The following is a 13,133-nucleotide window of genomic DNA, read 5'->3' as shown; positions in this document are numbered from 1 at the left end:
GGGCTCAGAGGAAGGGCAGGGGCAGGGCCGTAAGGGTCGGAACTCAGAGCGCGGCGACGGGCGTGAACCGGACCGGCAGTGCGGTCAGGCCCCGCAGCCATGGCGAGGGCCTGCGCGTGAGGGACTCGGCCGGTACCGCCAGGTCGATGTCGGGCAACCGGTCCAGCACCACCTCGATCCCCGTCCGCGCGATCACCTCGGCCACCTCCTGCGCCGGGAACGGACACCGGTGCTCCCCGTGCCCGAAGGAGAAGTGCGCGCTGTTGCCGCCGGTGAGCGCGGAGCCGTCGGTGCGGACCTGGGGGTCGGAGTTGGCGCCCTGGAGGCCGAGGAGGAGCAGGTCGCCGGCGCGGATGCGGCGGCCGCCGAGCTGGGTGTCGCGGGAGGCCCAGCGCCCGGCCACGTTCTGCGTCGGGGTGTCCTCCCACAGGACCTCGTTCATCGCCTCGGCGACACTGTTGCGGCCGCCGAAGAGGGAGGCCGCGAACCGGTCGTCGGTCAGCATCAGCCGCAGCGAGTTGCCGATCCAGTCGGCGGTCGGCTGGTGGCCCGCCGCCATCATCACCATCAAGTCCTGGGCGATCTCGATGTCGTCGAAGCCGGACTCGTGCATCAGCATCCGCGACACGACGTCGTCGGCCGGCTCTTCCTTCCGGTCGGCCAGCAACTGCCCCATGGACGTGGCCAGATGGGTCTGCCCAGCGATCGCGCGTTCGCGTCCGTCGATCATGTCGTTGAGCGCGGTCACCAGGCCGGGACCCTGCTCGTCCCGGAAGCCGTAGAGCCGCGCCAGGACCCGTACCGGCAGCAGCATCGCGTAGTCGCCGACGATGTCCGTCTCGCCCTTGGCGCAGATCCCGTCGATCAGCTCGTCCGCGAACTTCTCGGTGTACGACCGGAGTTCGGACGGATCGACGGCCTCCAGCGCGTCGCTGATCATGCCGACGCGCTCGCGGTGCCGCTCGCCGACCGTGTAGAGGATCGACGGCTGCTTCCGGCCGATCATCGGCAGCAGCGGCCAGTCGTCGGGGATGCCGTCCCACTGGTTCCACAGGTCGGAGTCACGGCTGAACAGGACCGGATCGCCGGTGACTTGGTGCAGCTCGCGGTAGCCGAGCACCAGCCAGGCCGGGATGTCGCCGTCGAGCACCACGGGGGTCACGGCACCGTGCTCGCGCCGCATCTCCCGGTACAGCTGCGCCGGTTCGGTCTGGAACCTGGGTCCACTCAGCGGTACGGGCGCGATCACAGGGCCAACTCCTGGTGGGGGGACGGGGCTTGGGGGCGGGCGGCGCCCTGGCCGTCGTGGCGACCGGGGTCCTGGCCGTCGTAACGGCCCCTGGTGTGTTCGTTCTTGACGTGCTCGACCAGGGTGATCAGCACCCGTTTCGCGGACGCGCGGGAGCGGGCGTCGCAGTCCACGAGGGGGACGTGCGGGTCGAGGTCGAGGGCCTCGCGGATCTGCTGCGGGGCGTAGGGGGTGCCGCCGAAGTCGTTGCAGGCCACGATGAAGGGGGTGCCGTGGTGTTCGAGGCGGTCGATGGCGTACCAGGAGTCGCCGATCCGCCGGGTGTCGACGAGGACGACCGCGCCGAGCGTCCCGGAGAACAGCCGGTCCCAGAGGAACCAGAACCGTTCCTGGCCCGGGGCGCCGAACAGGTACAGCACATTGCGGGCGTCGAGCGTGATGCGGCCGAAGTCGAAGGCGACGGTGGTCGCGGACTTGCCGCGCACCTCGCTGATGTCGTCGACGGCCTCGCCGGCCTTCGTCATCGTCTCCTCGGTGTTGAGGGGACGTATCTCGCTGACCGAGCGGACCAGCGTGGTCTTGCCGACGCCGAAGCCGCCGACGACCACGATCTTCAGGCCGTTGTCGGCGGAGGCACCCAAGGGGGTGCGCGCGTCAGAGGTTGCGGAGTCCAACGAGCACCTGTTCCAGGACGTCGGGATCGAGATCGGCCTTGCGCGGATGGCGGGCGCTGACCCGGCCGGCCGCGAGAAGGTCGGAGAGGAGGATCTTGGTGATGCTCACCGGAAGCTTCAGTTCGGCCGCCAACTCGACGACGGCCGTGGGGTGTTCGGTGATCCGCAGGATCGCCGCGTGCTCCGACTGCATCCCGGTCGCCGGATCGCACTCGGCGACCACGAGGGTCACCAGGTCGAACGGGCTGTCCGGGCCGGAACGGGCGCGGCCTCCGGTGAGCGTGTAGAGGCGGTCGGGTGAGTCGTCCCTGCCGGGGCGGCTCATGACGCGCGGGGTTCCGCGCGCAGGTGCTCGCCGAGCTGTTCGACCAGCTCGCTCATGTTGTGCCCGATCAGCCCCGCGTCCGCGTCCTCGGTGGTGACCAGCGCCAGGTGCGCGCCCTCACCCGCCTCGACGATGAACAGCACCCCGCCGTAGAACTCCGTCATCGCGGAGCGCACACCCCCGCTGCCGTCCCCGAACTCCACCGACGCGCCGTGCGACAGCGACTGGATGCCGGCGGCGATCGCCGCGAGCTGGTCGGCCTGGTCGACGGAGAGTTCGGGCGTCCGGCACAGCTTCAGGCCGTCCCGGGACAGCACGAGCGCGTGGCGCGCGCCCGGGGTGCGCTCCAGGAGGCCCTCGATGAGCCAGGTGAGCTTCTCGTCGGCGGTCGTCGTGCCGGTCATGAGGTGGGGTTGCCTTCCGAGTGGGAGAGGGAGGGGGTGGGCTCTGCTGATACGGGGCTGTCCGCTGATACGGGGCTGTCCGCGTCGGTGCCGGACGCGCGCGTGCCCTGGTCGGTCGCCGCCTCGCGTACGGCCTGGCGGAAGCTGTTGAAGCGGGCGGTGCGGGCGAGGGTGTCGTCGGCCGAGGGGGCGGGACGGGTCGTCTCGGGCACCGGGGACTCCGTACGCGCGCGTGAGCGCTCGGCTTCCGCGAGTGCCTGACCCCGGCGACGCTTGGGCAGGCCTTCGGGCAACGTGTTCGCCGCGTCCGTCACGGCATCGGCCGGGGCACCCCGGTCCGGCGACTCGTGCGTGGGCACCGGGTCCGGGTCCAGATCGGCGAGGGTGCGCCCGGCGGCGTAGGACATCCACGGATGGTCCCGGACGGAGGGCGCGGGCTCGGGAACTGCCTCCGGATCCACCGGTGTTGATACCGACGGCGACGGCTCGGGAAGGTCGAGGGGCACCTGCGGTGTCGGCGCGTCCTGGGGCACCAGGATGTCCTGCGGTACGAGCATCAGGACGCCGGTGCCACCCCGCGCGGAGGGCCGGTACGACACCTTCAGGCCGTACTTGCGGGCCAGCCGCCCGACGACCGCGAGGCCGAGCCGGGTGCCGGTGAGGCCGCCCAGTTCGGCGGAGTCGCCGGAGACGGCGCGCTCGGCGCGGCGCAGCTGGATGTCGCCCATGACCAGGCCGCTGTCCTCCACCGAGAGGATGACCCCGGCGGGCACTTCTTCTACGTAGACATGCACTTCGGCGCTCGGCGGCGAGAAGCTCGCGGCGTTGTCGAGGAGTTCGGCGAGCGCGTGCATCACGCCCTCGGCCGCGTGCCCGGCGACGGCGGTGTCGCTCGCGGAGTGCACGCGCACGCGTTGATAGCCGCTGATACGGCCCATCGCGCCCCGCAGGATCGACTCCATGGCGATGGGACGGGCCCAACGGCGCCCGGAGCGCGCGCCCGTGAGGACGGCGACGGAGTCGGCGAGACGGCCCGCCTGCGCGGTGCGGTGGTCGAGGTGGAGCAGGTCGGCGAGGACGTCCTCGTCCGAGTGCCGATCCTCCATGGCGCGCAGGTCGGCGAGCATGCCGGTGGCCAACGCCTGCATCCGGCCCGCCGCGTTGGCGGTCGCGGAGAGCGCGGCGGCACGCTCGTGGGAGTCGCGGCGGGCCTTCTCGGCCAGCTGCTTGTTCTCGGCGGTGAGGCGGGCGCGCTCCAGCTCGTTCTCCTCCGTGAGGCGGCCGCGTTCCTCCGCGAAGGAGGTGGTGAGCCGCATGCGCTCCTGGGAGAAGTCGGAGGTCAACCGGGCGCGTTCCTGGGAGAGTTCGGCCGTCAGCCGGGCCCGCTCGTGGGTCAGCTCCTCGGTCAGCTGCACGCGCTCCCGGTCGAAGTCCGAGCTCAGCCGGGCCCGTTCCTGCAGCAGCCGCCCCGCGTCCAGGGTGACGGCCTCAAGACGGCGGCGGGTGATCCGGGCCGTCTGGTACGCGTGCGTGGCGAGCGCGACGGCCGCGCACAGCAGCAGCGCGCCGGCACCGGCGCCGCAGGCGACCGCGAGGCGCTTCGAGCCGGGTGTCACATAGACCGCGCCGGCGACCGCGAGCCCGGCCAGTACGGCGGTGAACAGGGGGACGGGGGCGACGGTGCGGAAGGTGGGTCGTTCGCCGGGAAGTATGGGGGCGGTCATGAAGGGGGTCCTCGGTCGGGTCCTCGGGCGTCTTTGGTCGTGGTCCTCAGTCGTCCTCGGTCGTGTCCTCGGGGGGTGCTCGTCGGGTTCCTGGGCGAGAAGCGACTCCGGGTGCTCAACTGGCGGTCACTATATGAGAGTTAGTGATCGAACTGGGGAGGTTCTGGATGCGTTTACAGAATCGGTTCACTCCGGGCCCGAAGTTTCCCGGAACGGAAATCGGTCACTGTCAGTGGTCGGGTGCATGCTGGAGGCATGGCGGATCTTCAGGCGGAGCTGCGCAGGACCGTCCGGGGCGAGGTGGGTTTCGACGTCACGTCCCGGGCGCTGATGACGATGGACGCGTCCAACTACCGACGCGTCCCGCTGGGCGTCGTCGCGCCCCGTGACGCCGACGACGTGGCGGCGACGCTGGCGGCCTGCCGGGCACACGGGGTGCCCGTGGTGGCACGCGGGGGCGGCACGTCCATCGCCGGCCAGGCGACGGGCACGGGCGTGGTCCTGGACTTCACCCGCCACATGAACGGACTGGTGTCCCTGGACCCCGCCTCCCGCACGGCGGTCGTCCAGCCCGGCCTGGTCCTCGACCGCCTCCAACAGGCCGCCGCCCCCCACGGGTTGCGCTTCGGCCCCGACCCCTCGACGCACAGCCGCTGCACCCTCGGCGGCATGATCGGCAACAACTCCTGCGGCTCCCACTCGGTCGCCTGGGGCACGACGGCGGACAGCGTGAGCGAGCTGTCGGTGATCACCGCGCGGGGAGATCTTCTGCGCCCCGGCCGCGACTGGGCGGGCGCCCCGGAGGGCCTACGGCCGCTCGTGGACGCCGAGTTGGCCCGCCTGCGCACCGGCTTCCCGGACCTCCCCCGCCGTATCTCGGGCTACGCCCTGGACGCCCTCCTCCCCGAGAACGGCGCGGACGTGGCCCGCTCCTTCTGCGGCAGCGAGGGCACGCTGGGCATCCTCACGGAGGCGGTCGTACGACTCGTCGAGGCACCCCGCGCGCGTGCGTTGGCGGTCCTCGGTTACGCCGACGAGAGCGCGGCGGCGGAGGCGGCGGCGGGCCTGCTGATCCATGGGCCGCTGACGGTGGAGGGGATGGCGGCCGACCTCGTGCGCTCGACCGCGGACCTCCCCCGGGGCGGCGCCTGGCTCTTCGTCGAGACCGGCGGCGACACGGAGGCGGAGGCACGCGCGCGTGCGGAGACCATCGTCCGCGCGGCGGACGTCCTCGACGCCCTGGTGGTGACGGAGGCGGCGAGTCAGCGGGCCCTGTGGCGCATCCGCGAGGACGCGAGCGGTACGGCGACGAGGATGCCGGACGGCTCGGAGGCATGGCCGGGCTGGGAGGACTGCGCGGTGCCACCGGCCCGACTGGGCGCGTATCTACGGGACTTCAGGGGGTTGCTGGTCGCGCACGGCCTACGGGGCACTCCGTACGGCCACTTCGGGGACGGCTGCATCCACGTCCGCATCGACTTCGACCTGCTGACGGAGCCGGGGGTGGCCCGCTTCCGCCACTTCTCGGAGGAGCTGGCCGAGTTGGTGGCCGCCCACGGTGGCTCGCTCTCCGGAGAGCACGGGGACGGACAGGCACGCGCGGAACTCCTGCCGAAGATGTACGGCGCCGAGATGGTGAGCCTGTTCGAACGGGTCAAGGGAGTCTGGGACCCGGACGACCTCCTCAACCCCGGGATGCTGGTGCGGCCCGCCCCGCTGGACACGAACCTCCGCTTCTCGGTGCTCCCGCGCAAGCCGGTGGACGTGGTGTTCGGTTACCCGTCCGACGGCGGAGACTTCTCGGCGGCGGTACGGCGCTGCGTCGGGGTGGCCAAGTGCCGTACGACAGAGGCGAACGGGTCCTCGGTGATGTGCCCGTCGTTCCGCGCGACGGGAGACGAGCAGCACTCCACGCGCGGGCGTGCCCGACTCCTCCACGAGATGCTCGCGGGCGAACTGGTCACCGACGGCTGGCAGTCGACGGAGGTCCGGGACGCGCTGGACCTGTGCCTGTCCTGCAAGGGCTGTCGCACGGACTGCCCGGTCGGCGTCGACATGGCCACGTACAAGGCGGAGTTCCTGCACCACCACTACGAGGGGCGGCGCAGGCCCGCGGCCCATTACGCGATGGGCCGGCTGCCGCGCTGGCTCCGGCTGGTGGAGCGCACGCGTACGGCCTGGCTGGTCAACTCCCTTGCCTCAGTACGGCCGTTGGCGGCGCTGGCGAAGCGGCTGGGCGGGATCGCGGGGGAGCGGGGGATTCCGGGGGTGGCGGGGGAGACGTTCACCAGGTGGTGGTCGCGGAGGTTCAGGAAACAGCTGAGGCAGTCGCTCGCCGCGTGGAAGGCGGGCGAGCGGGCCGGGGGTCCCAGCCATGTCGTCCAGCTCTGGCCAGACACGTTCACGGAACACTTCGCGCCGTCCGTGGGGAAGGCGGCTGTGCGGGTGCTGGAGGCGGCGGGGCTGGGCGTGATGCTGACGCCGCATGTGCGCATGACGGTGAAGAGGACGGCCGAGGGCGACATCTCGTCGGTCGGCGGGAATCCATGGCTGTCCCGCCGTGGTCGCGTCTGCTGCGGCCTGACCTACACCTCGACGGGGCAGCTCGACCGCGCCCGCGAGGTGCTGCGCGGCACGCTCGACCTGCTGGACGCCCACCTCGTCCCGGAGTTGGACGACGACCGCGCGCCCATCGTCGTCCTGGAGCCGAGCTGCGCGGCAGCCCTCCGCACGGACCTCCCGGAACTCCTCCCCGACGACCCCCGGGCGGCCCGCCTGGCCGCCTCGGTCCTCACCTTCGCCGAGGCCCTGGAACGTCTCGCTCCCGACTGGACCCCGCCCCGCGTCGACCGCCCGACGGTCGGCCAGACCCACTGCCACCAGCACGCGGTCCTGGGCGACGCCCCCGACCGCCGCCTGCGCGAGGCGGCCGGCCTGACGGGCGAACTGGCGGGCGGCTGCTGCGGGTTGGCGGGCAACTTCGGCTTCGAGAAGGGCCACTACGAGGTGTCGACGGCGTGCGCGGAGGAACAACTCCTCCCGGCGGTACGCCAGGCACCGGAGGACGCGCTGGTCCTGGCGGACGGCTTCTCGTGCCGTACACAGCTGGAGCAACTGGCGGGGGTACGGGGCCGACACCTCGCGGAGGTACTGGCGGACGCGCTGGAGGGAGAGGGGAAGTGACCGACGAACTCGGCCGAGTCGCCGTCCTCTCCGACATCCACGGAGTGCTCCCCGCCCTGGAAGCGGTCCTCGCCGAACCGGAGGTGGCCGCCGCCGACCGCATCGTCCTCACCGGCGACATCACGGCGGGCCCCCAACCGGCGGAAGTCGTAGATCTGTTGAGAGCCGAGGCCGACCGAGTCCTGTGGATCTCGGGCAACGCGGACCGCGAACTGGTCGAGTACCGCAGAGGCGAACGCGACGACATCCCGGACCCCATCGCCCCGTACGCGGCGACCGCCCTCCGCCCCGACCAGGTCGACTTCCTGGCCACCCTCCCCAAGACGCTGACGCTCCCGATCCGCGGCCTGGGCAGGGTCCTCTTCTGCCACGCGACTCCCCGGGACGACGAGGAAGTCGTCCTGGTCGACTCCCGCCCCGCCCGCTGGACGGAGGTCCTCACCGGCCTCGACGACGACATCCGCACGATCGTCTGCGGCCATACCCACATGCCGTACGTCCGCCTCGCCCACGGCCGCCTGATCGTCAACCCCGGCAGCGTCGGCATGCCGTACGGCCGCACCGGCGCCCACTGGTGCCTGCTCGGCCCCGGCACGGACCTCCGTGTGACGCCGTACGACATCCCGGCGGCGATCGCCCGCCTCACCCGCGAGTCCGGCTACCCGGAGATCGGGGAGTGGGCGGACTACTTCCTCAAGGCTCGGGCGTCGGACACGGAGGCGCTGGAGACCTTCGGCCCCCGGGACGGGCGCGGGTGACTGCCTAGGCTGGCCGTTCGACCACGGTTTCGATCCGCCAGGGAGCCCGCGTATGACCCACCTCCGTCTCCGCCCCATCACCCCCGCCGAACACCTCGCGTTCATCGCCGCCCGCCCCTCCGCCAGCCATATGCAGGTGCCGTCGTGGGGTGCGGTGAAGCCCGACTGGCGGGCGGAGAGTCTGGGGTGGTTCGAGGAGGCGAGTGGGCAACTGGTCGGGGTGGGGCTCGTGTTGTACCGGCCCGTGCCCAGACTCAAGAAGTACCTCGCGTACCTGCCCGAGGGGCCGGTCATCGACTGGCACGCCGCCGATCTCGACCGCTGGCTCGACCCGATGCTCGCCCACCTCAAGTCGCAGGGCGCGTTCACGGTGAAGATGGGCCCGCCCGTGGTCGTACGCCGCTGGAGCGCGGACGCGGTGAAGGCCGCGATCGCCGACCCGGACGCGCGGCGGCTGAAGGATGCCGCGCCCACGTCGTACGAACCGCGTGCCTACGAGGTCGCCGACCGGCTGCGCCGCGCGGGCTGGCAGCAGACGGAACCCGGGGGAGAGGACGGCTTCGCGGCCGGACAGCCCCGGTACGTGTTCCAAGTCCCGTTCGAGGGGCGGTCGTTGGACGAGATCCACCGCGGGCTCAACCAGCAGTGGCGGCGCAACATCAAGAAGGCCGAGAAGGCCGGCGTGAAGGTGGTCCAGGGCGGTTACGACGACCTCCCCGCCTTCTACGAGCTGTACGCCGAGACCGCCGAGCGCGACCGCTTCATTCCGCGCCCGCTGCCCTACTTCCAGCGCATGTGGACCGCCCTCACCGCCGAACACCCCGACCGCATGCGCCTCTACCTCGCCCACCACGACGGCGAGATCCTCGCCGCGGCCACGATGCTGACGGTCGGCCGGCACGTCTGGTACTCCTACGGCGCCTCCACCAGCCGCAGGCGCGAGGTGCAGCCCAACAACGCGATGCAGTGGCGCATGATGACCGACGCCCACCAACTCGGCGCGTCCGTATACGACTTCAGGGGCATCACCGACACCCTGGAGGAGTCCAACCACCTGCTGGGGCTGCTGCGTTTCAAGGCCGGCGCGGGTGGAGAGGCCGTCGAGTACCTGGGGGAGTGGGACTTCCCCCTCAACCGGCTGCTGCACAAGGCGCTGGACCTCTACATGGCGCGCCGCTGAGGGTCTTGCTTGAGGGCGGAAGCACAGGTTCATTAAGGCTGCTCTCAGGTTTATCAGAGAAATCTCAGGTTGGCGGCCGTAACTCAGGATTCGCAAAGGTATTCACAGCCTGTGTTTGCCGTTCGGTCGACGACTTTGCTGCGACTTGGCTACAGGGCCGTGTACGTTTCTGGGTGTCGGGAATTCCCCGGGCGGTAACACGCCCGACTTTGACACACACATTCCACTGCACAACCTAGGAGTTCGGAATGGGCCTCAACAAGCTCGCCCCGCTGCCCAAGCCCAAGAAGCAGCAGCTGCCGCCCCCGCCGCCCCCGAAGCCGCGCAAGAAGCACCAGCCGAAGCCTCTGCCGAAGCCGCTGCCCGGCCAGGACAGCTGAACCGGCAGTAGAGGGAGGGCCGACCCACGCAGTCGGCCCTCTTTTCTTTCCTGAATTCGAAAACCCAAGGAATTCTGATGACGGAAAGCGAGCGTATGGTGGACATGGATACGGATGAGGAAGACCTCGAATACGAGGACGACGAAACTCCCACCATTCCCGCCCGTACGGCTTTCCGTCGCTTCTGGCCGCTCACTCAGGGCCTCAGACGCTGGCTGGTCCTCGTCTGGATATGCACGGTGATCGGCGCGCTCGCCGAGACCGAGGCCATCCTCCTCTTCGCCGACCTCACCGACCGAGCCCTCGCGAAGGGCTCGCTGAGCGCGTTCTGGAGCCCCGCCGCGAAGTGGCTGGGCGTCGCGATCGTCGGCGCGCTCGTCTCGTACGCCGGCAACTCCCTTGCCGCGTGGGCCACCGAACGCTTCGTGATGAGACTGCGCGAGCATGTCTTCGACCACGTACAGCAGTTGCCCCCGCACTTCTTCCAACGGCACCGTCAGGGCGACCTGTTGTCCCGCCTGACCGGCGACGTCGAGGCGATCGAGACCCTCGTCGTGTCCGGCGTCATCGGCACCGCCTCCGCGCTCTTCTCCGCCCTCTTCTACGCCGCCGCCGCGTTCTGGCTGCGCTGGGACCTGGCCGCCGCCACCTTCGTCCTCGCCCCCCTCTTCTGGCTCGCGGCCCGCCGCTTCTCCGGCTCCATCAAGGACGTCTCACGCGAGGGCCGGGTCGCCGACGGCGCGATCACCTCGGTCGTCGAGGAGTCCCTGGGCAACATCGTCCTCACCCAGGCCTACGGCCGCCGCGACGCCGAACGCCGCCGCCTCAACGAGGAGGCCGGCGCCTGGTTCCGGGCCTCCGTCCGCTCGACGCGGCTGAACGAGGCGTACGAGCAACTCGTCGCCGTCATCGAGACCGTGTGCGTGCTCGCCGTCATCGGCATCGGCGCCTGGGAGATCTCCACCGGCCGCATGACCCTCGGCCAACTCCTCGCGTTCTCCGCCTTCTTGGGCTACCTCTACCCGCCCGTCCGCGGCCTGGCCCAACTCGGCCTGACCATCACCGCCGCCACCGCGGGCGCCGAACGCCTCATCGAGATCCTCGACGTACGCCCGTCCGTCGCCGACCCCGCCCGCGACTCCGAGACCGGCCGCCCCGACGGCACGGTCGAACTCCGCGACGTCACCTTCAGCTACCCCGGCGCCGACCGAGCGGCCCTGGAAGGCCTCTCCTTCACCGTCAACCCCGGTGAGCTGGTGATCGTCACCGGCCCCAGCGGCGCCGGCAAGTCCACCGTCTCCAAAATGCTCCTCCGCTTCTACGACCCCGACGCCGGCGATGTCCTCCTCGACGGCGTCCCCCTGCGGGACCTCCCCCTCGCCCGCCTGCGCGAGTACGTGACCCTGCTCCCCCAGGAGACCCTGGTCCTGCACGACACCGTCCGCGCGAACATCGCCTGCGGCCGCCCCGGCGCGAGCGAGCAGGCGATCATGGACGCGGCTGTCGCTGCCGACGCCCACGAGTTCATCCTCCGCCTCCCCGACGGCTACGACACGAAGATTGACCCCAACTCGGCCCGCCTGTCCGGCGGTCAACTCCAGCGCCTCGCGATCGCGCGCGCGATCCTGCGCGACGCCCCGGTCCTGGTCCTCGACGAACCGACGACCGGCCTGGACTCGATGGCCGCCCGCCGGGTCGTAAAACCCCTACGGCGACTGATGGCGGGCCGTACGACCATCATGATCACCCACGACCTCAACCTCGCCCCCGACGCCGATCGCATCCTGGTCGTGGACCGGGGCCGGATCGTGGAGACGGGCCGGCACGAGGAGCTGATGGTGCGGGGCGGGGCGTACTCGCGACTGCACCGCTCGCAGAACAACGCGGTGATGGACACCGGGGAACTGCGGTTGCCGTCGTTCGCGGAGGCGGGCGTGGGTTACGGGCACTCCTCGGCACCGGTCTTCGTCGAGAGCTGGGTGCCGCAGACGTACGCGCCGACATACGAGCCGACGTATCAACCGACCTACCCACAGAGCGAGTACCCGGAGTACTCCGATCCCCTGTACTCCGATCCCCTCTTCGGCCCCATGCCCACCACCCTCCCCGACGGTCGGCCCCTGTTCCGGGACCAGGCCCAGTGACAGTTGCATAAAGGGTTCTCACACCTGTCGAAGTCCATTACCATGGACCGAGCAGTGCATCGTGATGGACGAATGCGCGCTGAGCCGAGCCCTGGAAGCCCCCGTGAGCATCCCCAGTACGTCGACCACCGCCCCCGTGGCCACTCCGACCACCGCCCCGCGCCGCACGGGTTCGCTCGGGCCGGTGGGGCTGGTGCTGGCCGGGGGGATCTCGGTGCAGTTCGGTGGTGCGCTGGCGGTGACGCTGATGCCCAGGGTGGGGGCCCTGGGCGTGGTGACGCTACGGCTGCTGGTGGCCGCGGTGGTCCTCCTCGTGATCTGTCGCCCGAGCCTGCGGGGTCACTCACGCGCGGACTGGGGCACGGTCGTCGTCTTCGGCATCACCATGGCCGCGATGAACGGCCTCTTCTACCAGTCACTGGCCCGCATCCCCCTGGGACCGGCGGTGACGCTGGAAGTGCTGGGTCCACTCGCCCTCTCCGTCCTGACATCCCGGCGCGCGCTGAACGCGGTATGGGCGGGGCTTGCCCTGGCAGGCGTCTTCCTCCTCGGCGGCGGAGGCTTCAGCAGTCTGGACCCTGTAGGCGTGGCCTTCGCCCTGGGGGCAGGCGCCATGTGGGCAACGTACATAGTCTTCAGTGCTCGTACGGGGCGTCGCTTTCCACAAGCTGATGGTTTGGCGCTGGCGATGGTCGTGGCGGCGGTGGTGTTTCTGCCGCTGGGCGTCGCGGAGTCAGGCACAAAGCTGCTGAACCCGACGACGATCGCCCTCGGTTCCGCAGTGGCGGTTCTGTCCTCGGTCCTCCCCTACACACTCGAACTCCTGGCCCTGCGCCGCCTCCCCTCCTCGACCTTCGCCATCCTGATGAGCCTGGAACCAGCCGTGGCGGCTACGGCGGGCTTCCTGATCCTCCACCAGGCGCTGTCCGTTCCTGAGGCCATGGCTATCGCGCTGGTCATCGCGGCGAGTATGGGGGCGGTGCGGACACAGGTGGGCCGGGGGAAGGCGAAAGTAGAGGCGTAGGTTGCCGTTGGGCCACTCGCTTCTTGGCCAGTGTCGGGCTTCCACGGCCCGAGTAAAGGGCGCTCCCTGCGGTCGCGTCGCCTGCGGC

The 13,133-nt window shown here is 70.8% G+C and carries 11 protein-coding genes; 6 read left to right on the top strand and 5 right to left on the bottom strand.

Features of this window, described 5'->3' with window-relative positions; genetic code table 11:
• Positions 1-43 precede the first annotated feature (43 nt).
• From ACGFY9_RS06095 to ACGFY9_RS06075, 5 genes are read right to left on the bottom strand one after another with little or no spacing between them, the layout of a single operon-like run.
• On the bottom strand, positions 44-1,249 hold the full coding sequence (locus ACGFY9_RS06095; protein WP_393752420.1) for a cytochrome P450: 1,206 nt from the start codon (positions 1,247-1,249) through the stop codon (positions 44-46).
• Complete coding sequence (locus ACGFY9_RS06090) at positions 1,246-1,923, bottom strand: ATP/GTP-binding protein (RefSeq protein WP_393752418.1); 678 nt, start codon at positions 1,921-1,923, stop codon at positions 1,246-1,248. The genes ACGFY9_RS06095 and ACGFY9_RS06090 overlap by 4 nt, the downstream gene beginning before the upstream one ends.
• Positions 1,904-2,248, bottom strand: a complete 345-nt coding sequence (locus tag ACGFY9_RS06085) for a DUF742 domain-containing protein (protein ID WP_393752416.1) — start codon at positions 2,246-2,248, stop codon at positions 1,904-1,906. The genes ACGFY9_RS06090 and ACGFY9_RS06085 overlap by 20 nt, the downstream gene beginning before the upstream one ends.
• On the bottom strand, positions 2,245-2,652 hold the full coding sequence (locus ACGFY9_RS06080) for a roadblock/LC7 domain-containing protein (RefSeq protein ID WP_393752415.1): 408 nt from the start codon (positions 2,650-2,652) through the stop codon (positions 2,245-2,247). Before ACGFY9_RS06080 ends, ACGFY9_RS06085 begins: the two co-directional genes overlap by 4 nt.
• Positions 2,649-4,376 carry an ATP-binding protein gene (locus ACGFY9_RS06075; RefSeq protein WP_393752413.1) on the bottom strand — a complete coding sequence of 576 codons (1,728 nt, stop codon included), beginning with the start codon at positions 4,374-4,376 and terminating at the stop codon, positions 2,649-2,651. The genes ACGFY9_RS06080 and ACGFY9_RS06075 overlap by 4 nt, the downstream gene beginning before the upstream one ends.
• Before the next feature lie 255 nt (positions 4,377-4,631).
• Here ACGFY9_RS06075 and ACGFY9_RS06070 point away from each other — a divergent pair, with 255 nt between their 5' ends.
• The 6 genes from ACGFY9_RS06070 to ACGFY9_RS06045 all read left to right on the top strand — a co-directional run bounded on the left by ACGFY9_RS06070 (position 4,632) and on the right by ACGFY9_RS06045 (position 13,045).
• Entirely contained in the window at positions 4,632-7,559 is a 2,928-nt protein-coding gene (locus ACGFY9_RS06070; RefSeq protein WP_393752411.1) for an FAD-binding and (Fe-S)-binding domain-containing protein, read from the top strand.
• Positions 7,556-8,317 (top strand): metallophosphoesterase family protein, encoded by a 762-nt coding sequence (locus ACGFY9_RS06065; protein ID WP_393752409.1) that lies wholly within the window; start codon positions 7,556-7,558, stop codon positions 8,315-8,317. The genes ACGFY9_RS06070 and ACGFY9_RS06065 overlap by 4 nt, the downstream gene beginning before the upstream one ends.
• Before the next feature lie 52 nt (positions 8,318-8,369).
• Positions 8,370-9,497 (top strand): lipid II:glycine glycyltransferase FemX, encoded by a 1,128-nt coding sequence (locus ACGFY9_RS06060; RefSeq protein ID WP_393752407.1) that lies wholly within the window; start codon positions 8,370-8,372, stop codon positions 9,495-9,497.
• Positions 9,498-9,745: 248 nt separating this feature from the next.
• On the top strand, positions 9,746-9,877 hold the full coding sequence (locus ACGFY9_RS06055) for a hypothetical protein (protein ID WP_393752405.1): 132 nt from the start codon (positions 9,746-9,748) through the stop codon (positions 9,875-9,877).
• Between the two features lie 104 nt (positions 9,878-9,981).
• Positions 9,982-12,021, top strand: a complete 2,040-nt coding sequence (locus tag ACGFY9_RS06050) for an ABC transporter ATP-binding protein (RefSeq protein ID WP_393752849.1) — start codon at positions 9,982-9,984, stop codon at positions 12,019-12,021.
• Positions 12,022-12,085: 64 nt separating this feature from the next.
• Positions 12,086-13,045 carry a DMT family transporter gene (locus ACGFY9_RS06045; RefSeq protein ID WP_393752848.1) on the top strand — a complete coding sequence of 320 codons (960 nt, stop codon included), beginning with the start codon at positions 12,086-12,088 and terminating at the stop codon, positions 13,043-13,045.
• Positions 13,046-13,133: the final 88 nt, after the last annotated feature.

The organism is Streptomyces sp. NPDC048504, assembly GCF_043200035.1.
Taxonomy (GTDB): Bacteria; Actinomycetota; Actinomycetes; order Streptomycetales; family Streptomycetaceae; genus Streptomyces.
Note: the sequence above shows the minus strand (reverse complement) of the source record. Positions and strands in the feature narration are given on the sequence as shown.

What these genes read in the sequence shown, in the direction of transcription:
- ACGFY9_RS06045 (WP_393752848.1), top strand. Translation starts at nt 12,086, where the DNA reads ATGGACGAATGCGCGCTGAGCCGAGCCCTGGAAGCCCCCGTGAGCATC.
- ACGFY9_RS06050 (WP_393752849.1), top strand. Translation starts at nt 9,982, where the DNA reads ATGGATACGGATGAGGAAGACCTCGAATACGAGGACGACGAAACTCCC.
- ACGFY9_RS06075 (WP_393752413.1), bottom strand. Translation starts at nt 4,376, where the DNA reads ATGACCGCCCCCATACTTCCCGGCGAACGACCCACCTTCCGCACCGTC.
- ACGFY9_RS06080 (WP_393752415.1), bottom strand. Translation starts at nt 2,652, where the DNA reads ATGACCGGCACGACGACCGCCGACGAGAAGCTCACCTGGCTCATCGAG.
- ACGFY9_RS06055 (WP_393752405.1), top strand. Translation starts at nt 9,746, where the DNA reads ATGGGCCTCAACAAGCTCGCCCCGCTGCCCAAGCCCAAGAAGCAGCAG.
- ACGFY9_RS06070 (WP_393752411.1), top strand. Translation starts at nt 4,632, where the DNA reads ATGGCGGATCTTCAGGCGGAGCTGCGCAGGACCGTCCGGGGCGAGGTG.
- ACGFY9_RS06060 (WP_393752407.1), top strand. Translation starts at nt 8,370, where the DNA reads ATGACCCACCTCCGTCTCCGCCCCATCACCCCCGCCGAACACCTCGCG.
- ACGFY9_RS06085 (WP_393752416.1), bottom strand. Translation starts at nt 2,248, where the DNA reads ATGAGCCGCCCCGGCAGGGACGACTCACCCGACCGCCTCTACACGCTC.